26 protein-coding genes and 2 tRNA genes are annotated in these 26,871 nt (G+C 74.3%); 17 read left to right on the forward strand and 11 right to left on the reverse strand.

All coding sequences use genetic code 11. The annotated features are described in order from the left end of the window. Positions 1-98: 98 nt before the first annotated feature. Positions 99-1,496 (reverse strand): dihydrolipoyl dehydrogenase family protein, encoded by a 1,398-nt coding sequence (locus LFA75_RS04420; RefSeq protein WP_263639350.1) that lies wholly within the window; start codon positions 1,494-1,496, stop codon positions 99-101. 58 nt (positions 1,497-1,554) lie between these two features. Here LFA75_RS04420 and LFA75_RS04425 point away from each other — a divergent pair, with 58 nt between their 5' ends. The 6 genes from LFA75_RS04425 (at position 1,555) to LFA75_RS04450 (ending at position 9,903) form a co-directional block, all read left to right on the forward strand. Then, positions 1,555-2,067, forward strand: coding sequence for a flavin reductase family protein (locus LFA75_RS04425; RefSeq protein ID WP_225232481.1), 513 nt, complete (start codon positions 1,555-1,557; stop codon positions 2,065-2,067). A gap of 17 nt (positions 2,068-2,084) precedes the next feature. Further along, entirely contained in the window at positions 2,085-4,685 is a 2,601-nt protein-coding gene (locus LFA75_RS04430) for a bifunctional FO biosynthesis protein CofGH (RefSeq protein WP_225232482.1), read from the forward strand. 214 nt (positions 4,686-4,899) lie between these two features. After that, positions 4,900-5,580 (forward strand): hypothetical protein, encoded by a 681-nt coding sequence (locus LFA75_RS04435; RefSeq protein ID WP_225232483.1) that lies wholly within the window; start codon positions 4,900-4,902, stop codon positions 5,578-5,580. Continuing rightward, complete coding sequence (locus tag LFA75_RS04440) at positions 5,577-7,073, forward strand: glycosyltransferase family 2 protein (protein WP_225232484.1); 1,497 nt, start codon at positions 5,577-5,579, stop codon at positions 7,071-7,073. Before LFA75_RS04435 ends, LFA75_RS04440 begins: the two co-directional genes overlap by 4 nt. 51 nt (positions 7,074-7,124) lie before the next feature. Continuing rightward, a complete protein-coding gene (locus LFA75_RS04445; protein WP_225232485.1) occupies positions 7,125-8,780 on the forward strand; it encodes a DUF885 domain-containing protein in 1,656 nt (551 codons plus the stop codon). A gap of 112 nt (positions 8,781-8,892) precedes the next feature. Next, entirely contained in the window at positions 8,893-9,903 is a 1,011-nt protein-coding gene (locus tag LFA75_RS04450; protein ID WP_225232486.1) for an NADPH:quinone reductase, read from the forward strand. A gap of 25 nt (positions 9,904-9,928) precedes the next feature. Here the strand turns inward: LFA75_RS04450 and LFA75_RS04455 are convergent, their stop codons facing one another. The 5 genes from LFA75_RS04455 to LFA75_RS04475 form a co-directional block, all read right to left on the reverse strand. Next, the gene (locus LFA75_RS04455; RefSeq protein ID WP_225232487.1) at positions 9,929-10,180 is read right to left on the reverse strand and encodes a Txe/YoeB family addiction module toxin; all 252 of its coding nucleotides are present in this window, start codon (positions 10,178-10,180) and stop codon (positions 9,929-9,931) included. Then, positions 10,177-10,422, reverse strand: a complete 246-nt coding sequence (locus tag LFA75_RS04460; protein ID WP_225232488.1) for a type II toxin-antitoxin system Phd/YefM family antitoxin — start codon at positions 10,420-10,422, stop codon at positions 10,177-10,179. The genes LFA75_RS04455 and LFA75_RS04460 overlap by 4 nt, the downstream gene beginning before the upstream one ends. Positions 10,423-10,576: 154 nt before the next feature. Beyond that, positions 10,577-11,734, reverse strand: coding sequence for an acyl-CoA dehydrogenase family protein (locus LFA75_RS04465; protein ID WP_225232489.1), 1,158 nt, complete (start codon positions 11,732-11,734; stop codon positions 10,577-10,579). Between the two features lie 3 nt (positions 11,735-11,737). Further along, on the reverse strand, positions 11,738-13,729 hold the full coding sequence (locus LFA75_RS04470) for an acetyl/propionyl/methylcrotonyl-CoA carboxylase subunit alpha (RefSeq protein ID WP_225232490.1): 1,992 nt from the start codon (positions 13,727-13,729) through the stop codon (positions 11,738-11,740). A gap of 30 nt (positions 13,730-13,759) precedes the next feature. Next, positions 13,760-13,933, reverse strand: coding sequence for a hypothetical protein (locus LFA75_RS04475; protein WP_225232491.1), 174 nt, complete (start codon positions 13,931-13,933; stop codon positions 13,760-13,762). Between the two features lie 95 nt (positions 13,934-14,028). Here LFA75_RS04475 and LFA75_RS04480 point away from each other — a divergent pair, with 95 nt between their 5' ends. Continuing rightward, on the forward strand, positions 14,029-14,556 hold the full coding sequence (locus LFA75_RS04480) for a ferritin (RefSeq protein ID WP_225232492.1): 528 nt from the start codon (positions 14,029-14,031) through the stop codon (positions 14,554-14,556). Between the two features lies 1 nt (position 14,557). Here the strand turns inward: LFA75_RS04480 and LFA75_RS04485 are convergent, their stop codons facing one another. After that, positions 14,558-16,171 carry a carboxyl transferase domain-containing protein gene (locus tag LFA75_RS04485; RefSeq protein WP_225232493.1) on the reverse strand — a complete coding sequence of 538 codons (1,614 nt, stop codon included), beginning with the start codon at positions 16,169-16,171 and terminating at the stop codon, positions 14,558-14,560. Between the two features lie 68 nt (positions 16,172-16,239). On the opposite strand from LFA75_RS04485, the gene LFA75_RS04490 reads away from it, so the two are divergent. Continuing rightward, positions 16,240-16,836, forward strand: coding sequence for an SACE_7040 family transcriptional regulator (locus tag LFA75_RS04490; protein WP_225232494.1), 597 nt, complete (start codon positions 16,240-16,242; stop codon positions 16,834-16,836). A gap of 18 nt (positions 16,837-16,854) precedes the next feature. Here the strand turns inward: LFA75_RS04490 and LFA75_RS04495 are convergent, their stop codons facing one another. Further along, complete coding sequence (locus tag LFA75_RS04495; RefSeq protein ID WP_225232495.1) at positions 16,855-17,460, reverse strand: hypothetical protein; 606 nt, start codon at positions 17,458-17,460, stop codon at positions 16,855-16,857. Positions 17,461-17,672: 212 nt separating this feature from the next. On the opposite strand from LFA75_RS04495, the gene LFA75_RS04500 reads away from it, so the two are divergent. Further along, the gene (locus tag LFA75_RS04500; RefSeq protein ID WP_225232496.1) at positions 17,673-17,954 is read left to right on the forward strand and encodes a hypothetical protein; all 282 of its coding nucleotides are present in this window, start codon (positions 17,673-17,675) and stop codon (positions 17,952-17,954) included. 701 nt (positions 17,955-18,655) lie between these two features. On the opposite strand, the gene LFA75_RS04505 is transcribed toward LFA75_RS04500, so the two are convergent. Then, positions 18,656-19,291 carry a hypothetical protein gene (locus LFA75_RS04505; RefSeq protein ID WP_225232497.1) on the reverse strand — a complete coding sequence of 212 codons (636 nt, stop codon included), beginning with the start codon at positions 19,289-19,291 and terminating at the stop codon, positions 18,656-18,658. A 96-nt stretch (positions 19,292-19,387) separates the two neighbouring features. On the opposite strand from LFA75_RS04505, the gene orn reads away from it, so the two are divergent. From orn to LFA75_RS04535, 6 genes are all read left to right on the forward strand, one after another. After that, positions 19,388-20,032, forward strand: coding sequence for an oligoribonuclease (gene orn / locus LFA75_RS04510; protein WP_225232498.1), 645 nt, complete (start codon positions 19,388-19,390; stop codon positions 20,030-20,032). A 43-nt stretch (positions 20,033-20,075) separates the two neighbouring features. Beyond that, a tRNA-His gene (locus tag LFA75_RS04515) sits at positions 20,076-20,151 on the forward strand. A 90-nt stretch (positions 20,152-20,241) separates the two neighbouring features. Further along, on the forward strand, positions 20,242-20,838 hold the full coding sequence (locus LFA75_RS04520) for a sigma-70 family RNA polymerase sigma factor (protein WP_225232499.1): 597 nt from the start codon (positions 20,242-20,244) through the stop codon (positions 20,836-20,838). Further along, positions 20,835-21,905 (forward strand): hypothetical protein, encoded by a 1,071-nt coding sequence (locus LFA75_RS04525; RefSeq protein WP_225232500.1) that lies wholly within the window; start codon positions 20,835-20,837, stop codon positions 21,903-21,905. The genes LFA75_RS04520 and LFA75_RS04525 overlap by 4 nt, the downstream gene beginning before the upstream one ends. A 116-nt stretch (positions 21,906-22,021) precedes the next feature. Next, positions 22,022-22,888, forward strand: coding sequence for an ABC transporter ATP-binding protein (locus LFA75_RS04530; RefSeq protein WP_225232501.1), 867 nt, complete (start codon positions 22,022-22,024; stop codon positions 22,886-22,888). Continuing rightward, positions 22,885-23,730 carry an ABC transporter permease subunit gene (locus tag LFA75_RS04535; protein ID WP_225232502.1) on the forward strand — a complete coding sequence of 282 codons (846 nt, stop codon included), beginning with the start codon at positions 22,885-22,887 and terminating at the stop codon, positions 23,728-23,730. Before LFA75_RS04530 ends, LFA75_RS04535 begins: the two co-directional genes overlap by 4 nt. Positions 23,731-23,806: 76 nt before the next feature. Here LFA75_RS04535 and LFA75_RS04540 read toward each other — a convergent pair whose 3' ends face one another. Then, positions 23,807-25,030: a L,D-transpeptidase gene (locus LFA75_RS04540; protein ID WP_225232503.1), complete on the reverse strand. Its 1,224-nt coding sequence runs from the start codon at positions 25,028-25,030 to the stop codon at positions 23,807-23,809. A 169-nt stretch (positions 25,031-25,199) separates the two neighbouring features. Here LFA75_RS04540 and LFA75_RS04545 point away from each other — a divergent pair. Beyond that, positions 25,200-25,272: transfer RNA gene (locus LFA75_RS04545), tRNA-Lys, on the forward strand. 69 nt (positions 25,273-25,341) lie between these two features. Continuing rightward, positions 25,342-25,707 carry a hypothetical protein gene (locus LFA75_RS04550; RefSeq protein ID WP_225232504.1) on the forward strand — a complete coding sequence of 122 codons (366 nt, stop codon included), beginning with the start codon at positions 25,342-25,344 and terminating at the stop codon, positions 25,705-25,707. Here LFA75_RS04550 and LFA75_RS04555 read toward each other — a convergent pair. Beyond that, positions 25,691-26,848, reverse strand: coding sequence for an MFS transporter (locus LFA75_RS04555; RefSeq protein ID WP_225232505.1), 1,158 nt, complete (start codon positions 26,846-26,848; stop codon positions 25,691-25,693). The two genes, LFA75_RS04550 and LFA75_RS04555, sit on opposite strands and share 17 nt — an antisense overlap. Positions 26,849-26,871 lie beyond the last annotated feature (23 nt).

Raw genomic sequence — 26,871 nt, forward strand, 5'->3', positions numbered from 1 at the left:
GGTCCGACGAGCGATGTGCATCCTCAGCCACCGACGTCGGCGGCTGAGGATGCACGGCCGTCGTCCCACCTGATCCACGCCGGGGCGGCGGGGTCGTTCTACTGATCCCGGAGGGTCTCCAGGAGGCGCAGCCAGACCTCGTTCATCGTCGGGTAGGCCGGGACGGCGTGCCAGAGCCGGCTGATCGGCACCTCGCCGACGACGGCGATGGTCGCCGCCTGCAGCATCTCCGAGACGCCCGGGCCGACGAAGGTCAGGCCGACCAGCACCTGCCGGTCGGTGTCCACCACGGCCACGGCCTTGCCGGCGTAGCCGTCGGCGAACAGCGCCGACCCGGCCACGTTGCCCAGCTCGTACCGGACGACGGTGTGCGCGATCCCCTGCTCCTCGGCCTGCGCGGCGGTGATCCCCACCGAGGCGACCTGCGGGATGGAGAAGGTCACCTGCGGGGTGGCCGCGGCGTCGGCGGTGGCGACGAACGGTGACCAGTCGGCCATCGAGACCTGCTCGCCGGTGGCCCGGGCGACGATCGCCGCGGCGGCCTGGCGGGCCTGGTACTTGCCCATGTGGGTGAGCAGCCGGCGGCCGTTGGCGTCGCCGACGCCGTAGAGCCAGTCCACGCCGCGGACCCGCAGCGTGTCGTCGACGTCGAGGTACTCCCCCGGCGCCAGGCCGACGGTGTCCAGCCCGATGTCGCCGGTGCGCGCCCGGCGCCCGGCGGCGACCAGGAACTGGTCGCCGCGCACCTCGCCGGCGCCGGTCACCACGACCACCTCGTCGCCGTCCTTGCGCACGGCGGTCACCGAGGTGTTCAGCTGCACGTCGACCCCGCGCCCGCGCAGCGATCCCGCCACCGCGTCGCCGGCCTCGGGCTCCTGGCCGGCCAGCAGCCGGTCGCCGCGCTGCAGCAGCGTCACCTGCGAGCCCAATGCGGACCACGCCGTGGCCATCTCCACGCCCACCACGCCGCCGCCCAGGATCACCAGCCGGCCGGGGACCTGCTGCGCGCTGGTGGCCTCGCGGGCGGTCCAGACCTCGACGTCGTCGATGCCCTCCAGCGGCGGGACGGCGGCCTCCGAGCCGGTGCAGACCACGACCGCGTGCCGGGCGGTGAGCGTGCTGGTGCTGCCGTCGGCGGCGGTCACCACGACCCGCTTCTCGCCGTCCAGCCGGCCGGCGCCGCGGACCAGCGCGATCCCCGCACCGTCGACCCAGGTCACCTGGCCCGAGTCGTCCCAGTTGCTGGTGAAGGAGTTGCGGCGGGCCAGGGTGGCCGCGACGTCCTGCTCGCCGGTGACGGCCGCCGCGGCGCCGCCGACCGCGCGGGCCTCCTCGAGCACCTCGGTGCCGCGCAGCAGCGCCTTGCTGGGCATGCAGGCCCAGTAGGAGCACTCGCCGCCGACCAGCTCGCTCTCCACGAGGACGGCGGTCAGCCCGCCCTTCACGACGACGTCCGCCACGTTCTCGCCGGTCGAGCCGGCTCCGATCACGATCACGTCAAAGGTCTGGTCCGCAGTCACCGGCACAGTCTCGCCCGTGTGGTCGACTGGCCGCATGCCGGTCGACCCCGCGGACTTCGCCCAGGCCCTCCGCCAGTACGCCGCCGGGGTAGCGCTGCTGTGCGTCCAGGACGACATCGACGACGTCGGGACGACGGTCAGCTCGGTCATGAGCGTCTCGGCCGACCCGCCCCTGGTGGCCGTGGCGCTGACCACCGGCGGCTACCCGCTGGAGGTCCTGGAGACCGTCGGGTCCGGCGCGCTGACCCTGCTGGCCGCCGAGCACGAGATCGTGGCCAGCCGGTTCGCCTCCGCCGGGCGGCCCAGCGCACGGCACCTGCTGGAGACCGTGCCCTGGCAGCGGGCCGAGCACAGCGGCGCCGTCGTGCTCACCGGTGGCGTCGCTGCGCTGGACTGCCGGGTGGACCGGCTGGTCGAGGCCGGCGACCACACCGTGGTGCTGCTGGAGGTGCTCGCCGTCCCGGTGCTGGACGAGTCCCGCGACCCGCTGCTGCGGCTGCGCGGCCGCTGGACCGACGGGGCGGGCCGCGCCTTCCGCCGTCCGTAGGGGTTCACTGGGCATCGATGTCCGACGCACCCTTCTCCGAGTCCGCCGTCCGCCGCGCCCTGGTCCGGGCCGAGCGGGGGGTGGCGCTGGACGCCCTCGAGGCCGAGACGCTGCTGTCGGCCCGCGGCCTGGCCGCCGGCGACCCGCTGGACCGGCTGCTCACCGCGGCCACCCGGGTGCGCGACGCCGGCCTGGCCTCCGCCGGCCGCCCCGGGGTGGTCACCTACAGCCGCAAGGTGTTCATCCCGCTGACCCACCTGTGCCGGGACCGCTGCCACTACTGCACGTTCGTCACCACGCCCGGCCAGCTGCGCGCCGAGGGCAAGGCGCCGTTCCTGTCCCCCGACGAGGTCGTGCAGATCGCCCGGGACGGCGCGGCGCTGGGCTGCAAGGAGGCCCTGTTCACCCTGGGCGACCGGCCCGAGGACCGCTGGCCGGTCGCGGCCGAGTGGCTGGAGGCGCACGGCTACGACTCCACCCTGGGCTACCTGCGGGCCATGGCGATCCGGGTGCTCGAGGAGACCGGGCTGCTCCCGCACCTGAACCCCGGCGTGCTCACCTGGGAGGAGATCCAGCGGCTCAAGCCGGTGTCGGCGTCGATGGGCATGATGCTGGAGACCACCGCCACCCGGCTGTTCACCGAGCCCGGCGGCCCGCACTACGGCTCCCCGGACAAGGACCCCGCCGTGCGGCTGCGGGTGCTGGAGGATGCCGGCCGCTCCGCCGTCCCGTTCACCACCGGCGTGCTGCTGGGCATCGGCGAGACCCCGGCCGAGCGGGTGGACGCCGTGCTGCAGATCCGGGCAGCGGCGCAGCGGCACGGGCACGTGCAGGAGACGATCGTGCAGAACTTCCGGGCCAAGCGGCGGACGGCGATGGCCGCCGCCGACGACCTGGGGCTGCAGGAGTACCTGGCCGCCGTCGCCGTCACCCGGCTGCTGCTGGGCCCCAAGCACCGGGTGCAGGCGCCGCCGAACCTCACCGACCCGACCGAGCTGGGCCTGCTGCTGCGGGCCGGCGTCGACGACTGGGGCGGGGTCTCCCCGCTCACGCCCGACCACGTGAACCCCGAGCGGCCCTGGCCGCACATCGACACCCTCACCGAGCTGACGGCGCAGGCCGGGTACACCCTGCGCGAGCGGCTGGCCGCCCAGCCGGGCTACGTGCAGCAGCCCGAGCCGTGGCTGGACCCCCGGGTGCGCCCGCACGTCACCGCCCTGGCCGGCCCGGACGGGCTGGCCGTCGAGGGCCGCAGCCCGGTCGGGTTGCCGTGGCAGGAGCCCGACGAGACCTGGGGCGCCTCCGGGCGGGTCGACCTGCACACCTCGATCGACACCGAGGGCCGCACCGACGACCGGCGCAGCGACTTCGACGCCGTCTACGGCGACTGGGCCGAGCTGCGGGAGCGCACCACCGGCGCCCGCAGCGGGCTGTCCACCGCGATCGCCGCCGGCGACCCCGAGGTGCACGCGGCCCTGGCTCGCGCCGAGGCCGACCCGGCCGGGCTGACCGACGCGGAGTACCTGGCCCTGCTCGGCGCCGACGGCGACGACCTCGAGGCGCTGGCCGCGCTGGCCGACGCGGTCCGCCGCGACGTGGTCGGCGACGACGTCACCTACGTGGTGAACCGCAACATCAACTTCACCAACGTCTGCTACACCGGCTGCCGGTTCTGCGCCTTCGCCCAGCGGCGCACCGACGCCGACGCCTACACGCTGTCCCTGGAGCAGGTCGGCGACCGGGTCGACGAGGCCTGGGCCGGCGGGGCGACCGAGATCTGCATGCAGGGCGGCATCCACCCCGACCTGCCCGGCACCGCCTACCTGGACCTGGCCCGCGAGGTGAAGCGCCGGCAGCCCGACATCCACCTGCACGCCTTCTCCCCGATGGAGATCGTCAACGGCGCGGCCCGCACGGGCCTGTCGTTCCGCGACTTCTTGCTCGCCGCCAAGGAGGCCGGGCTGGACTCCATCCCCGGCACCGCGGCCGAGATCCTGGACGACGACGTCCGCTGGGTGCTCACCAAGGGCAAGCTGCCGACCGCGACCTGGCTGGAGATCGTGGAGACCGCGCACTCGGTGGGCATCCCGTCGACCTCGACGATGATGTACGGCCACGTCGACGCCCCGCACCACTGGGTCGGCCACCTGCGCACCCTGGCCGCGCTGCAGGACCGCACCGGCGGGTTCCGGGAGTTCGTGCTGCTGCCCTTCGTGCACCACAACTCCCCCGTCTACCTGGCCGGGGTGGCCCGGCCGGGGCCGACGATGCGGGAGAACCGGGCCGTGCACGCCGTCGCCCGGCTGCTGCTGCACGGCCGCATCGACAACATCCAGACCTCCTGGGTGAAGCTCGGCGACGCCGGCACCCAGGTGGTCCTGACCGGCGGTGCCAACGACCTGGGCGGCACGCTGATGGAGGAGACGATCAGCCGGATGGCCGGCAGCGAGAACGGCTCGCTGAAGACCGTCGCCCAGCTCGAGTCGATGGCCGCCGGGATCGGCCGGCCGGCCCGCCAGCGCACCACCGACTACGGGATGCCGTCGGCCGAGCGGCTGGCCACCGCCCGCACCGACGCCGGCCGCGCGGCGCTCACCCTGCGGATCAGCCCCGTCTGAGCCGGTGACGCGGAGTAGGGACGCCGGGGGTCGGTCACCCCGGCGGGTGGAAAGCGGTCGAGCCTGACCCCTTCGGGTTTGGTCAGCACGGGCGGTCCTTGACCCCTGTGACGGGCGGTAACAGGGTCATCACCAACAGCCCGGGACGACGGCGATCCGGGGTGCTCACCCTCCCCCAGACCGCGGCCCTGCGCCGCCAGCCAGGAGCTCTCCCGTGAGGCCACCCGCCCGCACCCGTCGGACCGCGAGGTCCCGCACCCTCCTCGTCGGGGCCGTGCTCGCCGGCACCGCCGCGCTCAGCGCGTGCCAGTTCCCCGACGTGAGCATGAGCCCGTCGCTGGCCGACCGCTCGACCACCGCGGCCCGGACGACGTCGGCGTCGCCGACCGCCGAGCCGACCCCGACGGCCGCCGTCGAGGCCGTCCAGGTCGCCGAGCCCACCGTCGCACCCCGCCCGGCCGGCGAGCTCGACCCCGGCTCGGTGACCCACGTGGTCGCCGCCGGCGAGCGCCAGCTGGTCGTGGACTGGTGGACCTCCGGGTCGCCGACGACCTGGACCGCCGCCGACGAGAAGTCGCTGCAGCTGTCGGCCCACCTCGAGGGCGGCGACGACGCCGACCTCGAGGTCCTCGTCACCCGGTTCGCCGCCGTGCTCGACGACGGCACCACCCGCACGTCGCTGGCCGACGACCAGGGCGAGTTCGCCCTGCAGGCCCCCTACACCTACGGGACGGCGCTGTCCCTGCCCGCGTCGGCCGAGGGCGCCACGTCGGTGACCGTCGACCTCCAGTTCGACCTGCTGGTCGAGACCGAGCCCGGGTCGCAGCGCTACTTCCGCCAGACCGTCCTCGACAGCCTCGTGCTGCCCCTCACCGCCCTGCAGGAGACCCCGTGACCGAGCTCGCCGTCCCCGACCTGACCACGCGAGGCATGCGCCGGTCCACCGACCGGGTCACCCTCCTCGCCCGCAGCGGGGGCGAGATCCCCGACGTCAGCACCCTGGTGCCGGCCGAGTTCTCCGACGGGCGCAGCACGTCCAGCCGTCGGCACGCCACGATTGCCTGCGTCATCCCGGCCTACAACGAGGAGGGCACGATCCGCGCCGTCCTCGCCTCGATCCTGTCCCAGACCCGCCCGCCGGACACCATCCACGTCGTCATCAACAACACCGACGACGACACCGGCGAGATCGCCGGGGAGTTCGTCGGCGAGCACGAGCGCACCGTCAAGGGCGAGACGTACTCGACCGTCGTGCACGTGCACGACATCGGCGTGAACCCGGACAAGAAGGTCGGCGCGCTGAACTACGGCTACTACGTCAGCCGCGGCCACGACTACATCCTCGGCGTGGACGGCGACACCACCCTCGACCGCTTCTGCGTCGAGTGGATGGAGAAGGAGATGGTCACCGACCAGCGCATCGGCGGCCTCTCGGCGATCTACTCCTTCGACAAGTCCACCGTGAAGGGTCCGATGGCCAAGTTCCTGGTGGCCGGGCAGCGCGCCCAGTTCGCCGGGTTCAACATGGACAACCTGGTCCGCGGCCGGAACATGGCCGTGCTCGGCGGCCAGTGCTCGCTGTTCAGCGTGCGCGCGCTGGAGCAGGTCATGTACCTCAACCACCAGGCCGCACCCTGGGTGCGCGACTCCGAGGTCGAGGACTCCAAGCTCTCCCTGCAGATCAAGGACGCCGGGTTCAGCACGAAGATCAGCGCCCGCGCCCGGGCGAACGTGGGGCCGATGGAGACCCTGCGCTCGCTGCACGGCCAGCAGGTGAAGTGGAACTACGGCGGCATCGACCTGCTGTGGCCCGGCCAGCGCGGGGACACCAAGGGCCAGCCCCTGCACCCCAACCTGCGGCTGCGCTGGTACGAGAACATCGCGATGGTGCTGAACATCTTCAGCCGCATGGCGTTCCTGCTGCTGCTGGCCGCCGCGCTGAGCATCGACGCCTTCGTGTTCAACCCGATCTGGCTGATCCCGCCGGCGGTGGCGACGATGCTGAACCTGCGGATCGCGGCGTCCATGCACGACAAGAGCGCCTCGGACATCTTCTACGCGCTGCTGGCCGTGCCCGCCGAGCTCTACATGTGGCTGCGGATGGGGCACTTCCTCACCGCGTGGACCCAGTTCTTCGCCCGCTCGGACAAGGACAACTGGGCTGCCCAGGCCGCCGCCGAGCGTGGTCGTGGCTCGGCCTACGTGATGCCGCTGGTCTGCGCGGCGGCCACCTTCGCGGTGCTGATCTTCGCCTGGAGCCAGCAGAGCGTGGGGCTGCAGTCGGCGATCCTGTCGATCGGCTGGCCGGTGCTCTACCTGCTGACCGTGCTGCAGACGCTGTTCATGGTGAAGAAGCTGGTCCGCCGCCAGCGCGGCTTCCAGGTCTGATCCCGCTCTCCTGACGACCCGGTCATCGGCCCACCCCCCTACGGTGGGCCGATGACCCCGTTGGAGCAGCTCGCCGACCGGTTCGTCGACTCCTACGCCGCGATCGACCCGACCATCGCCACCTACCTGGGGGTCCCCGGGTACGACGACGCGTGGCCGGACCTCTCCCCCGCCGGCCTCGCCGCCCGGGCCGACCTGCTCCGCCGCACGGTGGCCGACGTCCGGGGCTGCCCCGCGGCCGACCACCGCGAGGAGGTCGCCCGGGCCGCCATGGTCGAGCGGCTGGAGTCCGAGCTCGCCCGGCTGGACTCCGGCTGGGCCGCCGCCGACCTGAACAGCACCGAGTCCCCGCTGCAGGCGTTCCGGCAGACCTTCGACTTCATGCCGGTGGACACCGAGGCCGACTGGGCCACGATCGCCGCCCGGCTGGCCGCCCTCCCGGCCGCGGTCGAGGGGTACCTCGCCGGCCTGGACGCCGCGGCCGACGCCGGCCGGGTCTCCGCCGTCCGGCAGGTCCGGCTCACCGCGGCCCTGGCCCGGAAGTGGGCCGGTACACCGCACGTCCCCGGCTTCTTCACCACGTTCACCGAGCCGGCCCCGGCGTCGCTGCGCGCCGAGCTGGACCGGGCCGTCGAGGGCGCGCACGACGCGCTGCTCCGGTTCGCCGACCACGTCGAGCGCAGCCTGCTGCCCCGCGCCCCGGAGGCCGACGGCGTCGGCCGCGAGCGGTACGCCCTGGAGTCCCGGTTCTTCACCGGCGCCGACCTGGACCTCGAGGAGACGTACGCCTGGGGCTGGGCGGAGCTGGCCCGCATCGTGGCGGAGAAGGCCGCCGTGGCCGAGACCATCGCGCCCGGGCAGGGCGTCGCCGGGGCCATGGCCGTGCTGGACGCCGACCCGGCGCGGCTGGTCCGCGGGCGCGACGCGCTGCAGCGCTGGCTGCAGGACACCGCAGACCGGGCGATCGCGGCGCTGCACAGCGTCCACTTCGACATCCCCGAGCCGGTGCGCCGGATCGAGGGCCGGCTGACCCCGACCTCGGGCGCCGGCGTCTACTACTCCAGCCCGACCGAGGACTTCAGCCGCCCGGGCCGGATGTGGTGGTCGCTGCCCGACGGCGTGGACGAGATGACCACTTGGCGGGAGACAACCACGGTCTTCCACGAGGGCGTGCCCGGCCACCACCTGCAGATCGGCCAGACGGTGCACAACTCGGCCTCGCTGAACCGGTGGCAGCGGATGCTGAACTTCTGCTCCGCGCACGCCGAGGGCTGGGCGCTGTACTCCGAGCGGTTGATGGGCGAGCTGGGCTTCCTGGACGACGCCGGCGACCGGCTGGGCATGCTCGACGCCCAGGAGCTGCGGGCCGCCCGGGTGGTGCTGGACATCGGGGTGCACCTGGACCTGCCGATCCCGCCCGGGCACGGCATCGACGCCGACCGCTGGAGCTACGACGTGGCGCTGCAGTTCCTCCGCGACCACGTGTCGATGGACGACCAGATGCTGGTCGACGAGCTGCACCGCTACCTGGGCTGGCCCGGCCAGGCGCCGGTCTACAAGGTCGGCGAGCGGGTCTTCCTCACCTGCCGTGAGGAGGCCCGGGCCCGGCACGGCGAGGCCTTCGACCTGGTCGAGTGGCACCGCCAGGTCCTGGACCTCGGTCCGCTGGGCCTGGGTCCGCTGGCCGAGGAGCTCGCCCGCCTTTAGCCGTCCGGAGCCCCGGTGCTGCGGGACTTCCAGTCGGTCGGGTTGACCCCGGAGTACGCCAGCCGCACCCGGACCTCACCCGGCCCCGGCGNGGGAGGGGTAGGCAGGGGGCGTGCGAGCGATCACCTACACCCAAGCCGGTGGCCCCGACGTCCTGCAGCTGACCGAGCTGCCCACCCCCGAACCGGGGCCGGGTGAGGTCCGGGTGCGGCTGGCGTACTCCGGGGTCAACCCGACCGACTGGAAGTCCCGCAGCACCGCCGACCCCGGCGACAGCGGCAAGACCCCGGACCAGGACGGCAGCGGCACGGTCGACGCCGTCGGCCCCGGCGTGGACGCCGGCCGGGTCGGCGAGCGGGTGTGGGTCTGGGAGGCCGCCTGGCAGCGCGCCACCGGGACCGCGGCCGAGTACACCGTCGTCCCCACGCACCAGGCGGTGCCGCTGGGCGAGCACGGCTTCGACCTCGGCGCCGCGCTGGGCATCCCGTTCATGACCGCGCACCGTTGCCTCACCGTGGCCGAGGAGCTGCCCGACCGGATCGGCCCCGGCACCCTGGAGGGCCGGGTCGTGCTGGTGCAGGGCGGCGCCGGCGCGGTCGGCAACGCGGCGATCCAGCTGGCGCACTGGGCCGGCGCGACGGTGATCGCCACGATCAGCTCGCCCCGCAAGGCGCAGCTGGCCGCCGCGGCCGGCGCCGACCACGTCGTGGACTACACGACCCAGGACGTGGTCGCCGAGATCAAGAAGATCAGCCCGCGCGGCGTGGACGCCGTCGTCGAGGTGTCGATCGTGGCCAACGCCGCGAAGGACGTGGACGTGCTGGCGCCGCACGCGTCGGTGGCGATCTACGCCGACGACGGCGGCACCGAGTTCACCCTGCCGGTCCGCGCGCTGATGGGCCCCAACGCCCGCTTCCAGTTCGTGCTGGTCTACACCGCGCCGGCCACGGCCAAGGGCCACGCGGTCGACGACATCACGGCTGCGCTGGCCGCCGGGGCGATCCGGGTCGGCGAGGACGCCGGGCTGCCGCTGCACACCTACCCGCTCGCCGACACCGCCGCGGCGCACCAGGCCGTGCAGGACGCCGTCGTCGGCAAGGTGCTGGTCGACGTCACCGCCTGAGCCCGCGGGGAGCGGCGCGCCGAGGTCAGTAGTGGCGGCGCGCCTGCAGCACGACCAGGTCGTCGCCGTCCACGAGGTAGACCAGCCGGTGCTCCTGGTCGATGCGTCGCGACCAGCAACCGGACAGGTCTCCGCTCAACCGCTCGGGCTTCCCCGTGCCCACCCCCGGGTCGCGGGCAGCCTCGACGATGAGCCGGTTGACCCTGGTGAGCGTCTTCCGATCCCCCACCCACGAGGTGTAGTCACGCCAGCCGTTCGGCGTGAAGACCACCCTCACGGGAGCAGCTCGTGCTCCTGGACCTCACCGGCTCGCGCCTGCGCCAGGCTCTCCCGCAGGTGTGCAGCGTTCGCCGGGGACTGCAGGAGGAACACGGTCTCCTTCAGCGATCGGTACTCGTCCTCGGAGACCAGGAAGGCCGTGCCGTTCTTCGAGACGATCTCGACGGCTGTCTGGTCCTCGTTGACCTCCTGGATCAACGGGAAGAGCCGCTGGCGCGCTTCGCTGGCGGTGACGGACACGGGACCTCCATCGACGAGTGGTACCGGAAACTGTACCGCCTCGACGGGTGGTGGGCGTCCACCTGCGCGGGAGTCCGTCCTCCTGCACCAGCTCTGGTGCAGGAGGACGGACTCCGGCGCACCCCCCTGATCGACGCTGGGGAGTACGGAGGGGTCAGGCGCCGACGCCGAGGGAGCGGGCGATGAGCATCCGCTGCACCTCGCTGGTGCCCTCGCCGATCTCCAGGATCTTGGCGTCCCGGTAGAACCGGCCGACCGGGAACTCGTTCATGAAGCCGTACCCGCCGTGCACCTGGGTGGCGTAGCGGGCGTTCTCCATCGCCATCTCCGAGCTGTACAGCTTGGCAATCGCGGCCTCGCGCTTGAACGGCTCGCCGCGCAGCATCTTCTCCGCGGCCCGGTAGTAGGCCAGCCGCGCGGTGGAGGCCCGGACCTCCATGTCGGCGATCATGAACGAGATCGCCTGGTTGCGGCCGATGGCCTGGCCGAACGCCTCGCGCTCGGCGGCGTACTTCACGCTCTCGTCCACGCAGCCCTGGCACAGCCCGACGGCCAGCGCGGCGATCGCGATCCGGCCCTCGTCGAGGATGGACAGGAACTGGGCGTAGCCGCGGCCGCGCTCGCCGACCAGGTTCTCCTCGGGCACCCGGACGTCGGTGAAGGACAGCTCGCGGGTGTCCGAGGCGTTCCAGCCGACCTTGGAGTACCGCTGGCCGACCACGAAGCCCGGCGTGCCCGAGGGCACGATGATCGCGGAGATCTCCTTGCCGCCGTCGGGCTTGGTGCCGGTGACGGCGGTGACGGTGACCAGCTCGGTCAGGTCGGTGCCGGAGTTGGTGATGAACGCCTTGGACCCGTTGATCACCCACTGGCCGTCCTCGAGCTTCGCCGTCGTCCGGGTGGAGCCGGCGTCGGAGCCCCCGCCGGCCTCGGTCAGCCCGAAGGCGCCGAGCGCCTCACCCGCGCACAAGCGGGGCAGCCACTCCTTCTTCTGCTCCTCGGTGCCGAACCGGAAGATCGGCATCGCGCCGAGGGAGACGCCGGCCTCCAGCGTGATGGCCACCGAGGAGTCGACCCGGGCCAGCTCCTCCAGCGCCACGCAGAGGGTGAAGTAGTCACCGCCGGAGCCGCCGTACTCCTCCGGGAAGGGCAGGCCGAACAGCCCGAGCTCGCCCATCTGGCGCACGATCGCCGTGGGGAACTCGTCGGCCTCGTAGAAGGCGCCGATCTGCGGGCGCACGACCTCGTTGGCGAACTCGCGGACCATCGTCCGCAGCGCCTCGGTCTCGGTGTCGAGCCGATAGTCCAGCATCGCTCAGTCCTCCTCGGGGGTCCGCGGGATCACCACGGCCACCTGCTCGTCCAGCCGGACCTGTTGGCCCGCCGTCACGGGGAGCTCGTCGACCACGCCGTCGATCGGCGCGACCAGCACGTGCTCCATCTTCATCGCCTCGACGACGAGCAGCGGGGTCCCCGCCGTCACCTCGTCGCCGACCGCGGCCCGCACCAGGGTCACCGTCCCCGGCATCGGGGCGGTCACCACGCCACCGGCCAGCGCCGCCGTCCCCGCGCCCGCCGTCCGCTCGACCAGCCGGAACGGCAGCGCGAAGCCCTCGGCGCCCAGCCAGACGGTCGAGCCGTCCCGGGCCAGGGCGTACCAGGTGGTCACGTCGTCCAGCGAGACGGCCAGCCGGCCGTCCTGCCGCCAGGCCCGGGCGCGCAGCGGCTCGCCCTCACCCACCCGGACCTCGCCGTCGCCGGCCCGGCCACGGGTGCGCACCACGACCGGCTCGCCGCCGGGCACGACCAGCCGACGCGGGGTCCACGCGTGCTCCCCGACCCGCCAACCACCGGGCACAGTCCAGGGATCCACCACGCCGTTGATCGGCTCGTCGTCCACCAGCAACGACATCGCCACCGCCGCGTAGATGCCGGCCGGCGGGTCCTCGGCGCGGGTCAGCTCCTCGCCGCGCCGCTCGATCAGCCCGGTGTCCAGGTCGCCGGCCACCACGGCCGGGTCGCTGAGCAGCGCGCGCAGGAACGGCACGTTGGTGGTCACACCCAGGACGGCGGTGCGGCCGAGCGCGGCGACCAGCCGGCCCCGAGCGGTCTCCCGGGTGGGACCCCAGGCGATCACCTTGGCCAGCATCGGGTCGTAGTCCGAGCCGACGACCCCGCCCTCGACCAGCGAGCTGTCCACCCGGATGCCCTCGCCGACCGCCTCGGTCAGCGCGACGACGGTGCCGGCCTGCGGCAGGAACCCGCGGGAGGGGTCCTCGGCGTAGACCCGGGCCTCGATGGCGTGCCCGCCCAGCTCCACGTCGGCCTGCTCGAAGGGCAGCTGCTCCCCCGCCGCGACCCGGACCTGCAGCTCGACCAGGTCCAGCCCGGTGATCGCCTCGGTGACCGGGTGCTCGACCTGCAGCCGGGTGTTCATCTCCAGGAAGAAGAAGTCGCGCGGGTTGTCGGCGTCGACGATGAACTCGACCGTGCCGGCCCCGGTGTAGCCCACCGCGGCCGCCGCGTCGACCGCGGCCTGGCCCATGGTGGCCCGCATCCGCGCCGACAGCAGCGGCGACGGCGCCTCCTCGATGACCTTCTGGTGCCGGCGCTGCAGCGAGCACTCCCGCTCGCCGAGGTGGACGACCGAGCCGTGCGCGTCGGCCATCACCTGCACCTCGATGTGCCGGCTGTTGCCCACGTACCGCTCGACCAGCAGCGTGTCGTCGCCGAAGGAGGACCGGGCCTCGCGGCGGGCGCCGGCGATCTGCTCGGGCAGCTCGTCGGCCGACCGGACCACCCGCATGCCCTTGCCGCCGCCACCGGCCGAGGGCTTGAGCAGCACCGGGAACCCGGCCTCGACGGCGGCCGCGGCCACAGCGTCGTCGTCCATCCCGGGCTCGGAGGACCCGGGGACGACGGGGACGCCGGCGGCCCGCACCGTGGCCTTGGCCCGGATCTTGTCGCCCATGGCCTCGATGGCGGCGACCGGCGGCCCGATGAAGGTGATGCCCGCGGCCTCCAGGGCCCGGGCGAACTCGACGTTCTCGGACAGGAAGCCGTAGCCGGGGTGCACGGCCTGGGCGCCGGTGACCCGGCACGCCTGCAGCACCCGCTCGATCGAGAGGTAGCTCTGCGCGGCCGGGGCCGGGCCAATCGGGACGGCGAGGTCGGCGACCCGGGTGTGCAGCGCGCCGGCGTCGGCCTCGCTGTAGACCGCGACGGAGCGGATGCCCATCGAGCGCAGGGTGCGGATCACCCGCACCGCGATCTCGCCGCGGTTGGCGACCAGGACGGTGGTGAACATCAGGCGTCCACCGCCGGCCGTGCGGTCAGGTCAGGCTGCGCGCCCCAGGACCTTGTCGGCCTTGCCGACCTTGACCAGCCGGCGCTTCTTGACGGTGTAGCCGGGCGGCAGCGTGCCCTCGGCGAGCGCGCGGAGCGGGCAGCGGCCGCAGCGCGGCTTGTCGACGCAGCACTTCTTCTTCGGCATGCGCTGCTGCTTGGCCACGGGGTGAGGTTAGCCATGCCTGCCTCGCTGCGGAAGGGGTGGGAGGGGGTGCCCGGTACCGTTCGGTCGACGTCCGCCACCGAAGAGGAGACACCGTGGCCGCCGAAGCCTTCGTGAACCAGCTCAACGTGCAGATCGGCAACGAGTTCGCCGCGCACCAGCAGTACGTCGCGTGCGCCGTCTACTACGACCAGCAGACGATGCAGCAGACCGCGCAGCTGTTCTTCGACCAGGCCGCCGAGGAGCGGACCCACGCGATGATGATGGTGCGCTACCTGCTCGACGCCGACGCCGAGGTGCGCATCCCGGCCCTGCCGGCCCCGATCAACGACTTCTCCGACGTGGTCGCGCCGATCGCGCTGGCCCTGGAGCAGGAGAAGCGCGTCACCGAGCAGATCAACGAGCTCACCGCGGTCGCCCGCCGGGAGAACGACTTCGCCTCCGACCAGTTCATGCAGTGGTTCATCAAGGAGCAGGTCGAGGAGGTCAGCAAGATGAGCGACCTCCTGGCCGTGGCCAAGCGCAGCGCGCACGACGTCGAGCAGATCGAGGACTACGTCCAGCGCGAGGCCGCCGCCGGCGAGGGTGCCGACCCCACCGCGCCGCGCATCGCGGGCGTCTGACTCACATCCGGAAGACGCCATAGCCGACCTCCTCCAGGGGGGCGTGCGAGCACGCGGTGAGCGCGAGACCGAGCACGGTCCTGGTGTCGGCGGGGTCGATGACCCCGTCGTCCCAGAGCCGGGCGGTCGCGTAGTAGGGGTGGCCCTGCTCCTCGTACTGCGCGCGGACCGGGGCCTTGAAGGCTTCCTCGTCCTCGGCCGACCAGGTCTCCCCGCGGGCCTCGAGCCCGTCGCGGCGGACGGTGGCCAGCACGCCGGCGGCCTGCTCGCCGCCCATCACCGAGATGCGGGCGTTGGGCCAGGTCCACAGGAAGCGGGGCGAGTAGGCGCGGCCGCACATCGAGTAGTTGCCAGCGCCGAACGAGCCGCCGATGACCACGGTCAGCTTGGGCACCCGGGCGCAGGCGACGGCGGTGACCATCTTGGCGCCGTGCTTGGCGATGCCGCCGGCCTCGTAGTCCCGGCCGACCATGAACCCGCTGATGTTCTGCAGGAACAGCAGCGGCACCTTGCGCTTGTCGCACAGCTCGACGAAGTGCGCGCCCTTGACCGCGGACTCGCCGAACAGGATGCCGTTGTTGGCCACGATGCCGACCGGGTGCCCGTGGATGCGGGCGAACCCGGTGACCAGGGTCTGCCCGTACAGCGCCTTGAACTCGTGGAACCGGCTGCCGTCGACGAGCCGGGCGATGACCTCGCGGACGTCGTAGGGCGTCCTGCTGTCCGGGGGGACGACGTCGTACAGGCTCTCGACGGGGTACGCCGGCTCCTCGGTGGGGACGACGTCCCAGGGCGCGGGCGCCACCGGTCCCAGGGTGCCGACGATCTGGCGGAGGATCTGCAGCGCGTGCTCGTCGTCCTCGGCCAGGTGGTCGGTGACCCCGCTGACCCGGCTGTGCAGGTCTCCCCCGCCCAGCTCCTCGGCGGTCACCACCTCACCGGTCGCGGCCTTCACCAGTGGCGGACCGCCCAGGAAGATCGTGCCCTGCTCGCGGACGATCACGGCCTCGTCGCTCATCGCCGGCACGTAGGCGCCGCCGGCGGTGCAGGAGCCCAGGACCGCGGCCAGCTGCGGGATGCCGCGGCGGGACAGCTGCGCCTGGTTGTAGAAGATCCGGCCGAAGTGGTCGCGGTCGGGGAACACCTCGTCCTGCCGGGGCAGGAAGGCCCCGCCGGAGTCGACCAGGTACAGGCACGGCAACTCGTTCTGCAGCGCCACCTCCTGGGCCCGCAGGTGCTTCTTGACCGTCATCGGGTAGTAGGTGCCGCCCTTGACGGTGGCGTCGTTGGCGACCACGACCACCTCGCGGCCGGCGACCCGGCCCACGCCGGTGATGATCCCGGCGGCCGGGGCGTCGCCGTCGTAGAGGCCGTGCGCGGCCAGCGGGGACAGCTCCAGGAACGGACTGCCCGGGTCCAGCAGGGTGTCGACCCGGTCGCGGGGCAGCAGCTTGCCGCGGTCGGTGTGCCGGGTGCGGGCCCGCTCCCCGCCACCGCCGGCCACCGCGCGCAGCTGCTCGGCCAGGTCGTCGGCCAGCGCGCGGTGCCGCTGGGCCCACCCCCGGGCGACCTCGGGGTCGGCGGGCGGGGTACTGCTGAGCACCGGCGCATCCACGGGCACAGGTTAACCACGGTTCACGTCGCCGGTCCAGCAGGAGGTGAACTCCGGTTAACATCTCGGGCATGACCGCGGAGCCGGACAGCGCGCTGCACGCCGATGCCGCGCGCCCGTCGCGCCGCGAGCAGATCCTGCAGGCCGCCGCCCAGCTGTTCGCCGAGCGCGGGTCGCGCAGCGTCGGGGTCGACGACGTCGGGGCGGCGGTGGGGGTGACCGGCCCGGCGATCTACCGGCACTTCGCCAGCAAGGACGCGATGCTGGCCGAGATGCTGCTGCGGATCAGCGAGCGCCTGCTGGCCGGGGCGGAGCAGGTGCTCACCGACGCCGGCGACGACCCGGCCGACCAGCTGGCCGGCCTGATCGCCTTCCAGGTCGACTTCGCCCTGGACAACCCCGCGCTGATCACCGTGCAGGACCGCGACCTGGGTGCGCTGGCGGAGGCCGACGCCCGGCAGGTCCGCCGGCTGCAGCGGCGCTACGTGGAGCACTGGGTGGGGGTGCTGGCCGCGCTCGCGCCCGAGGCCTCGACCGCGGAGTGCCGCGCCCGCGCGCACGCCCTGTTCGGGCTGATCAACTCCACCCCGCACAGCGGCGGACGGCTGTCCCGCCCGGCGATGCAGGCCCGGCTGACCGCGATGGCGCTGGCGGCCGCGACCGCCTGAGCCGCAGCCTGAGCCGGGTCAGCGGGTGGGGACCAGCTCCACGCCGTCGTCGGCCAGCTGCTGCAGCGCCCCGGCGTCCCCGGCGGCGTCGACCCACGAGGTCTCCACGATGACCGCGACGTCGTCGGCCAGCAGGCTGGCGTAGTCCGCGTCCGACAGCGCCTCCGGGCCGCCGGTGTACCGGGACCCCTCCCGCAGCAGGTCGCTGACGTTGCCGGTGCCCGACACGTCGGTCAGCGACAGCAGCGCCTGCGCCCGGGTGGCGTCGGGCATGGTCACCCGGGCCACCGACACGACCGCGGGCACGCCGTCGACCTCGGCCGACCACAGCGACCGGGACAGCCCGAGGCAGTCGGTGGTGCCGAAGAAGCTGGTGACCGCACCGTAGGAGTGGCTCCGGCAGCTGATGTCGTAGGAGACCACCTCGAGGGTGTACTCGGTGTCGCCGACCACCTGCGTGGTGCCGACCGGCAGGCCGGCCGGCGTCGCCGGGCCGGTCGTGGTCGGGGCCGCCGAGGAGGTGGGGGTGACCGTGGGTGCCGCGGCGTCGTCGTCGGACCCGCTGCGGGTGAGCAGGAACCCGCCGACGCCGAGCAGCAGGACCAGCACCAGCGCGCCCAGCACGACCAGCAGGCCGCGCCGGGACCGGCGCGGCCTGCTGGTCGTGCTNCTGCCGGGGTGGGTGGGGGTCGTCGGCGAAGATGCCGCCGATGCCGTCGGTCTGGTCGACCTCGGCGGGCGGCGCGCTGCGCGGCACGATCGCCTGGGTCTCGTGCCAGGCCGGCTCGGGCTCCTGCTCCCGCTGGGTCGGGGCCGTACCGGTGGACGGACCCCCGGTGAGCGACACCGTGTCGTGCGCCGGGTGCGGGGCCGGCGCCTGCTCGGCGGCGACCGCGGCCGCGGCCAGGGCCGCCGCGGCGGCGGGGTCGACGAGCGGGCCGTTCGGCCCGCCGACCGGCGCCCCGGAGGACCCGGGACCGGTCGCCGGCCAGTCGGGCACGAGCGGGGTGGCGGCCGGCTGCACCCCGGTGGGCGTCGCGGTGGGTGCGGCGGTCCGCACGGCGGGCTGGCTGGCCAGGGTGGCCGGGGCCAGCAGCTCCCGGCGGCGCAGCACGTAGGGCGAGTAGGGGAAGCCCTCGCCGTTGAGCTCCTCGACGGCGGGGCTGCGGCCGCGGACGCCGAGCGCCTCCAGGGCGGCCCGGACGTCGGCCGTCGTCCAGAGGCGGGGGTTGTCGGTGCCGGCGTAGCGCCCGGCGCGGGCGATGCCCAGCAGCAGCGAGCGGGACTCGAGCAGCGCGACCTGGTCGCCCTCGCCGAGGTCGCCGTCGGCGGGGACGAGCCCGGTGAGCTCCCCGTGCAGCACGGTCAGGCGGGCGATCCGGCCGGGCTCCAGCCCGGCCCGGCGCAGCCGGACGGCGGCCTCCATGCCGGCCCGCATCAGCCCGTCCAGCGGGGTGGAGCCGCCGCCGGCCAGCCGCAGCACGTCACCGGGCCCGGCGCCGGGCCCGATCGTCCAGGAGCCCTCGGGCAGCACGGTGACCACGCCGGACTGGCGGACCACCTCGACCACCCGGACGACGGCGATGCCCTCGGGCACCAGCACGACGGCGTCGCAGATCCGGCGATCCATCGGACCGTCGGACAGCGCCAGGGAGGCCACCAGCGCACCGCGGACCGAGCCGCCGGTGTCCCAGCTGCCGAGCTCGGTGAAGAAGGCGCGCTCGGCAGCCGTCTCGAGCCCCGAGGGCGGAAGGATCAGCACCGGGCCTCCTGGGTCATCGGGTCCGACGGTACGACATCTCCGCGACCCGACCGGGACTCACGGTGCTGGCGCGCCGCCTGCGACCGCTGCGGCGCGGTGGTCCAGGGCCACCGGAGCCCGCCACCTGGCCCACCGCCGGGTGCGCCCGACCCGGTCGACCACCCCCCACAGGACGGCGAAGCCGATCCACACCACCGGGGCGACCGACCACTGCCACGGCGGGATCACCGCGACGAACTCCTGCACGAAGGCGGCGGCGAACACCGCGGCGGCTACGGGGACACCGGCCGCCCAGCCCGGCACTCCCCAGGTGACCGCGCAGTCGACCAGCACCGCCCCGGCCAGCAGCATCACCGGCAGGACCGACGGCGGGAAGCCGGTGGCGGCCAGCAGGCCCCACACGACGGCCCGGTAGCCCAGGTAGGTAGCGGTCAGCAGGGTCGCCGTCCACCGCAGGCCGACGACCTCGCGGGCGACCACGAGGGTCAGCAGGCCGACGCAGACCAGCCAGGCCGGGTGCACCCACGGCGGCACCGGCAGCAGGAAGCTGGTCGGCGAGGACCCCTGGCCTGCGGCGAAGTCCAGCAACTGCTGCTCGGCGGTGGTGTGCTCGTCGCGGTGGGCGGCCAGGGACAGCACGCCGTACTCCTGGTGCTCCACCGGCCCGGCGACCACGAACGTCGCCGTCCCCACCTGCATCCAGCGCCGGGCCCTCAGGTCAGCCCTCCGCGCGCCGCGCCGTGCGGCGGGTGGGACCTCGGGGGTCGGTGGTGCGTACTGTCCGGTTCCGTGGCAGGCAACGGAGCGCACAACCTGGTCTGGATCGACTGCGAGATGACCGGGCTGGACCTGGCGTCGGACAAGCTCGTCGAGATCGCCGTCGTGGTCACCGACTCGGAGCTCAACGTCCTCGACGAGGGCCTGGACGTGATCATCCACGCCGACGACGACGCCCTCGCCGGCATGGACGACGTGGTGGTGGCCATGCACGCCAAGTCCGGGCTCACCGAGGCGGTGCGCGCCTCGACGGTGACCCTGGCCGAGGCCGAGGAGCTGGTGCTCGCCTACGTCAAGCGGTTCGTCCCCGAGCGCCGCAGCGCCCCGCTGTGCGGGAACTCGATCGGCACCGACCGGGGATTCCTGGCCCGGGACATGCCGACCCTGGACGACCACCTGCACTACCGGATGGTCGACGTCTCCTCGATCAAGGAGCTGGCCCGCCGCTGGTTCCCCCGGGTGTACTTCAACCAGCCGGCCAAGGGCCTGGCGCACCGCGCGCTGGCCGACATCCTGGAGTCCATCCGGGAGCTGGCGTACTACCGCGGTGCGGTGTTCGTGCCCGCGCCGGGACCGTCCACCGAGCAGGCCCAGGTCGCCGCGGCCGCGGCGACCGACACCTACGCGTCGCTGCTGGCCCCTCCGCAGGCTCCCTGAGCACTCCGGTACTCTTCCAACGCCCCGTTCCGCGGGTGCGACGGTGGGTGTAGCTCAGCTGGTAGAGCGCCAGGTTGTGATCCTGGATGTCGCGGGTTCAAGTCCCGTCACTCACCCCACCCGGTCCCCCGGTCAGCCTCCGCTGGCCGGGGGATCGTCGTCTCCGGGCACCGGTGTCACATCCCGGGGGTGGGCGGTGCTGACAGGGTGTGGACCTCGTCGCGACCGGAGCCTCGACGGGACCGGCCGGCCGGCTGGTCGCCGTCGCGTCGGCCGGTGCCAGGAGAAGGGACTCCCCGGCCGTGGCCGACCGCCAGCTGCACGCCGTGCGCGGTGACCTCGAGCAGGTGTTCCGCCGGCACTACCCGGCCGTCGTCGCCGTCGCCGCCCGCGTGCTCGGCGGGCGCGCCGAGGCCGAGGACGTCGCCCAGGAGGTGTTCCTGTCCTTCGGGCGCTCCACGGTGCCGGCCGGCGAGGCGGGCGGCTGGTTGTCGGTGGCCGCCGCGCACACCGCGCTGAACCACCTGCGGTCGGGACGCCGGCGCAGCGACCGGGAGGTCGCGGTGGTCAGCGGCGAGCCCACCACCGTCCCGGACGTCGTCGACGACGTCCTCGCCCGCGAGGCGCACGGGCAGGTGCGCGCCGCCCTGGCCGCGCTCCCCCGCACCCAGGCCGTGGCCCTCGTGCTGCGGCACAGCGGGCTCAGCTACGCCGACGTCGCCACCGCCCTCGACCTGTCCCCCGGATCCGTCGGCACGACCCTCCGTCGTGCCGAGGCCGCCCTGCGCAAGGAGCTGCACCAGTGAACCGTCACCCGAACCCCGGCGTGCTGCGCCGCCTGGTCGACGAGCCGGCCGGGGTCACCGACGCCGACCGCGCCCACGTCGCCGGCTGCGCCGACTGCCTGACCGGGCTGGCCGACGCCACCGCCGACGCCACCGCCGCAGGCGCGGCCCTGCGCACCCGGGCCGACGACGTCGACGTGCCCGCGGCCTGGGACCGGCTGTCGGCCGCGCTCCCCGCCGCGGCGTCGCCGGCCCGCACCGCCCGGCGACGCGGCCGGGCGCCGCGGGCCGCCGGCGTGCGCCGCCCGCTGGCCGCGGCCGTCGCCTTCGCGGCGGTGCTGTCGGTGGCCGGGGTGGCTGCCGCCAACGACTGGCTGCCGGTCTTCCGCACCGAGCAGGTCGCCCCGGTGGCCTTCGACAGCGCCGACCTGGTCGCGCTGCCCGACCTGAGCGCCTACGGCACCGTCGAGGTCACCGGCGACGGCGACCTGCACACCGTCGCCGACCCGGCGGCCGCCGCCGCCGAGACCGCCCTGGACGTGCCCGAGGTCGCCGAGCTGCCCGGTGGCGTCGTCGGCGACCCGAGCGTGCAGGTGGGTGGCCAGGCCTCCGCCGTGTTCACGTTCTCCGACGACCTCGCCGCGCAGGCCGGTGGCCAGGCGCCGCCGGCGGGGCTGGACGGCAGCCAGGTCCGGCTGGTCGCCGGCCCGGGCGTGGCCCAGATCTGGTCCTCGGCGTCGGGCGTCCCGGCGCTGGTCGTGGCCACCGCCGTCGCGCCGTCGGCGGACTCCTCCGGGGTGCCCTTCCAGACGCTGCGGGACTACCTGCTGTCGCTGCCCGGCCTGCCCGACGACCTGGCCGCCCAGCTGCGCACCTTCACCGCCGACGGCTCGACCCTGCCCCTGCCGGTGCCCGCCGACCTGGTGGACAGCTCCTCGGCCGACGTGGACGGCGTCACCGCGACCGTGCTGGAGAGCCGCGACCGGTCGATGGCCGCCGTGGTCTGGGTCGAGGACGGCGTCGTCACCGCCGTGGCCGGCTCCCTGGGCGCCGACGAGGTGCTCGAGGTCGCGCGGGGGCTGCGCTGACCACCACGCCGGGCGACGCAGCCCTGCGCGCCGCCGCCGAGCTGGTCGCCGGGCTGCCGCCCGCGCCCGCGGCCTGGTGCACCGGGCTGCGCAAGCGGTACCGGAAGCAGACCGCGGTGCACGACGTCTCCCTCCAGGTGGGCCGGGGCGAGGTGGTCGGGCTGCTGGGCCCCAACGGGGCCGGCAAGACCACGGTGATCAAGATGCTGCTCGGCCTGGTGCGGCCCGACGGCGGCGAGGCGCTGCTGCTCGGCCGCCCGGCCGCCGAGCCGGCGGCCCGCGCGGGCGTGGGCTACCTGCCCGAGCTCTTCCGGTACCAGCCGTGGCTCACCCCGGCCGAGGTGCTGGCCCTGCACGTGCGGCTGGCCGGGGCCGCGGTCACCGATGCCGAGCGGCGGGAGTGCCTGGCGACGGTGGGCCTGGCCGGTCGGGGCGACGACCGGGTCGGCGGGTTCTCCAAGGGCATGCAGCAGCGCCTCGGCCTGGCCGTCGCGCTGGTCGCGCGGCCGGAGTTCGTCGTCCTGGACGAGCCGACCAGCGCGCTGGACCCGCTGGGCCGCGCCGACGTGCGCGACATCGTGCTGGACCTGCGGTCCCGCGGCGTCGCGGTGCTGCTCAACTCCCACCTGATCGGGGAGGTCGAGCGGGTCTGCGACCGGGTGGTCGTGCTCGACCGGGGCCGGGTCGCGGCCGCCGGCACGCTGGCCGAGCTGCTGGGCCAGCGCGAGCTGCGACTGCACCTGACCGGGCTCACCGCCGAGGCCGAGGCCCGGCTGGCGCGGACCGGCGGCGTGCACCGGGAGGGCGACTGGCTGACCGTCGCCGTTCCCGCCGACGACGAGTCCGTGGCCCCCGAGCTGGTGCGCGCCCTGGTCGGCCTGGGGGTGTCGGTGCACGCGGTCGAGCCGGTGCGGATCAGCCTGGAGGACCGGCTGCTCGGCATCCTGCGCGAGGGCGCCGCGGACCGGGCGGCCCAGCCGTGACCGTCGTGCTGACCGTGGCCGCGCTGACCGTGCGGGAGGCCTCCCGGCGGCGGGTGGTGCTCGCCCTGGGCGTGCTCACCGCGGCGCTCGTGGGCCTGAGCGCACTGGGGTTCACCCGGCTGGCCGGGGAGTCGCTGACCAGCGGCGAGGCCCGGCTGGTCGCCTCGATCCTGCTGAACCTGGTGATGTTCGGCTTCAGCCTGGTCGCCGCGCTGGGCACCGCGTTCCTGGCCGGTCCGACGCTGGCCGGGGAGACCGAGTCGGGCACCGCCCTGTCCATGCTGGCCCGGCCGGTCCGGCGCTCGGCGTTCCTGCTGGGCAAGACGCTGGGCCTGGTCGCCTTCGGCAGCGGGTTCGTCGTCCTCGCCGGGCTGGCCGAGATCCTCGTGGTCGGGACGACCGTGGACTACTGGCCGCCGTCGCCGGTGACCGCCCTACTGCTGCTGGGCGCGCAGACCGCGGTGCTGCTCACCCTCACCGTGCTGCTGTCGACCGTGGTGTCCCCCATGGCGTCCGGGGTCATCGCCGTGGGCCTGTTCTGCACCACCTGGGTGGCCGGCGTCGTCGGGGCGATCGGCGGGTCGCTGGGCAACGACGCGGTCGAGCGGGTGGGCAGCATCTCGCGCATCCTGCTGCCCACCGACGGGCTGTGGCGGGGCGCGATGAACGCCTTCCAGGACCCCGGCGCGCTGGCCGCGTTCGGCGGCGCGGACCAGGGGGCGGGTGCGTTCCCGTTCCTCAGCGTCTCCGCGCTCACCCCGGTCTACCTGGGCTATGCGGCGCTGTGGGTGGCGATGGTCTGGGGCCTTGCGGCCCTCGCCTACTCCCGCAAGGACCTCTGACCGGACGGGTCGCCCGCAGACGCACGACGGGCTCCCGATCCGCCGGGTGGATCGGGAGCCGTCGTGGTGGTGCGGGTCAGCCCAGCGCGCTGCCGGCCACCCACTGGTCCCACGGGATGGCCCAGTCGTAGATGTCGCCGTCGGCGCGGGACAGGGTCGGCCCCACGGAGTTGACGATCTCCACGACGTCGCCGGGCTGGCTGAAGTCGTAGAACCACTGCGCCCGGTCGGTGGACAGGTTGATGCAGCCGTGCGAGACGTTGCTGGAGCCCTGCTGGCCCACCGACCAGGGCGCGGCGTGCACGAACTCGCCGTTGTTGGAGATCCGCGTGGCGTACTGCACGTCGGTCCGGTAGCCACCGGGGGCGTCGACGGCCAGGCCGAAGGTCGAGGAGTCCATCGTGATGTCGGCGAACTTCTCCAGCACCACGTGCGCGCCGTTGCGGGTCGGGTTGGCGTTGCTGCCGGCGCTCATCGGGTAGGTCTGCACGACCTGGTCACCGGAGGACACGGTGAGGGTGTGCGTCGCGGCGTCGGCCACCGACACGTGCTTCTCGCCGACGGAGAAGGACACCGAGCGGTTCTTCTCGCCCCAGATGCCGTCGCCCATGTCGACGCCGTAGAGGTTCGCGTCGATGGTGACCTGGGTGTTGGCCGGCCAGTAGGTCGAGGGCCGGAAGTGCACCTCGGAGTCGCTGATCCAGCTCCACCGGCCGTCGGTGGGCGTGGAGCTGGTGACCACCAGGTTCCGCTCGACCTCGGCCTTGTTGGTGACGGCCTCGTCGAAGTAGACCCGGATCGGCATGCCCACCCCGACGGTGGTGCCGTCCAGCGGGCCGATCGAGGGCGTGGAGACCGAGCCCGGGGTCACCGTGGTGAACGAGCCGGAGGCGTCGCTGCTGGCGCCGTCTGCGTTCTCGGCGGTGGCGGTGACCGTGTAGTCCGTGCCGTAGGCCAGCGGCGCCGACGGCGTCCAGAGGCTGGTGACCCCGGCGGCGTCGGCGGCCGGGGCCGGCACCTCGCTCAGCGTGCCGGCGACCGGCGCACCGGCGCCGTCGGTCACGGTCACCTCGGTGACCGAGCCGCCGACGACCGTGGCCTGCAGCGGGGTGGCCGGGGAGACGTCGGTGGCGCCGTCGGCGACCGACAGCGACACCACGGCGGGGTCGGCCGGGGCGGCGCTGGTGCCGGCGGCACCACCGCCACCGCTCGAGGCCTCGGGACCGCACCCGACGAGTGCGACGAGCACCCCGGCGGTCCCCAGCGCCAGCACGGCACGTCGGTTGAACTGCAACGACACGAAGATTCCCCTCACCCCACTGCCGGTCGCAGCGGATCGCGACCGGCGGTCGCCCCAGTGTCCACCCCGGGACTGACAATCCGCTGTCACCGAGGACACGCCACCCCGGCTCGCCACCGGGTCCCCGGGACGTGTATCTTTCTCCGAGTCGCTGGTGATCAGCGGCGCCGCGCCATTAGCTCAATTGGCAGAGCAGCTGACTCTTAATCAGCGGGTTCGGGGTTCAAGTCCCTGATGGCGCACCCACCCCAGATCGGCCCCGTCCCCACCGGACGGGGCCGTTCTGCTGTCGGGACCCCCGGGAGGACCAGATGAGCACGGCCGAGGACGGACGACGACGCGCCGAGCAGTACCTGCGCCTGGTGGCCGCCGGGGAGCAGTCCGCGGCCGACGAGCTGCTCGCCGCGGTCACCGACCTGACCGAGCTGACGTACGTGGGGGCGGCGTTCACCGCGATCTCCCGCAGCGGGGCCCGCACCCTGTCCCCCGCCCACCGCGCCCAGGCCACCGGCCGGCACATGCGGCTCACCGCGCTGCGCGACAGCGCGAAGCGCGACCCGGCGGCGCTGCGCACCTGGCTGGCCGCCCTGGCCGGCGAGGCGGTCTTCGTGCGCGGCATGCTCGACGTCGCCGCCGCGCGCGCCGCCCAGGACGGGCCGGTCAGCGGGGCCGGGTGACCCGCAGCGCGAGCGGCACGGCCAGCACCAGCACCGCGGCCAGCACCGCGTAGGCCAGGTCCAGCCCGAGCGCGGCGGCCAGCACGCCCACCGCGAGCGCGCCGATGCCGGTGCCCGCGTCGAAGGCGGCGTTCCACACGGCGCTGGCCGTCGTCGTCCCCTGTTCCCCGGCGCGGGCCATGGCGACCACGATGGTGGTGTTCTGCACCCCGCCGAACGCCGCGCCGAAGGCGGCGGCACCGAGCAGCACGGCCACGTCGCTGCCCAGCCCCAGGGACAGCGCGGCCAGACCGGCGGCACCCACGAGCAGCGCCGGCGGGAGCACCACCCGGCTGCCCACCCGGTCGGCCAGCACGCCGCCGCCCCAGCGGGCCACCGCGCCGACGACGCCGAAGACCAGCAGCGCCGCCGTGGCCACGAGCCCGTCCGGGCGGGCGATCGGCAGGAAGGTGACCAGGCCGGCACCGGCCAGGGTGACCACGAGCAGCACCGCGGAGGGCCCGAGCGAGGCACGCACGGCCGGTCCGGACGGCTGGCCGGACGCCTGCGTGACCGCCCCCGGCACGGCTCGGACCAGCGCCGGCACCGCCGCCAGCCCCAGCACCGGGACGGCGGCCAGCCACGCCACGACCGGGAAGTGCCCGCCCAGGGTGAGCGCCACCCCGCCGGGCACCGCGGCGAGCGTCGGCACCGCCAGGGCCAGTCCGTACACACCCAGCGCCTCGCCGCGCCGGGACTCCGGCACCGCCCGCGCGGCGATGGTCGAGCCCAGCACGGTGAGCACGCCGAACCCTGCCCCGCGCACCGTCGAGACCGCCGACAACCAGGCCAACGAGTCGCCCAGCAGGTACAGCGGGGCGGGTGCGCCGAGGGCGAGCAGGCCGGCGGCGAACACCGGGCCCAGCCCGCGGCGGGCGACCAACCGGGGCACCGCGACCTGGGTGAGCACGGTGGCCGCGAGGAACACCGTCGTCACCAACCCGGCCGCGGCGACGCCGGCACCCGAGCGCACCGCGTAGGAGGGCAGCGCCGACAGCGTCGCGGCGTAGCTGGTGAACCCCAGCACCGAGGCCGCCAGCAGCGCCCGGACAGCGGGCACCCGCCACACCGCACCCGTCTCCTGCACGTCTCCCCCGGTCATCGGCTCCGCGATCATGCCTGCCG

Source organism: Klenkia terrae (assembly GCF_900491935.1).
In the GTDB taxonomy this organism is placed as follows: Bacteria; Actinomycetota; Actinomycetes; order Mycobacteriales; family Geodermatophilaceae; genus Klenkia; species Klenkia terrae.

Bases quoted from the DNA above. Each gene is read 5' to 3' on its own strand.
- LFA75_RS04425 (WP_225232481.1), top strand. From the start codon at position 1,555: ATGCCGGTCGACCCCGCGGACTTCGCCCAGGCCCTCCGCCAGTACGCC.
- LFA75_RS04430 (WP_225232482.1), top strand. From the start codon at position 2,085: ATGTCCGACGCACCCTTCTCCGAGTCCGCCGTCCGCCGCGCCCTGGTC.
- LFA75_RS04445 (WP_225232485.1), top strand. From the start codon at position 7,125: ATGACCCCGTTGGAGCAGCTCGCCGACCGGTTCGTCGACTCCTACGCC.
- LFA75_RS04465 (WP_225232489.1), bottom strand. From the start codon at position 11,734: ATGCTGGACTATCGGCTCGACACCGAGACCGAGGCGCTGCGGACGATG.
- LFA75_RS04470 (WP_225232490.1), bottom strand. From the start codon at position 13,729: ATGTTCACCACCGTCCTGGTCGCCAACCGCGGCGAGATCGCGGTGCGG.
- LFA75_RS04490 (WP_225232494.1), top strand. From the start codon at position 16,240: ATGACCGCGGAGCCGGACAGCGCGCTGCACGCCGATGCCGCGCGCCCG.
- LFA75_RS04550 (WP_225232504.1), top strand. From the start codon at position 25,342: ATGAGCACGGCCGAGGACGGACGACGACGCGCCGAGCAGTACCTGCGC.
- LFA75_RS04555 (WP_225232505.1), bottom strand. From the start codon at position 26,848: ATGACCGGGGGAGACGTGCAGGAGACGGGTGCGGTGTGGCGGGTGCCC.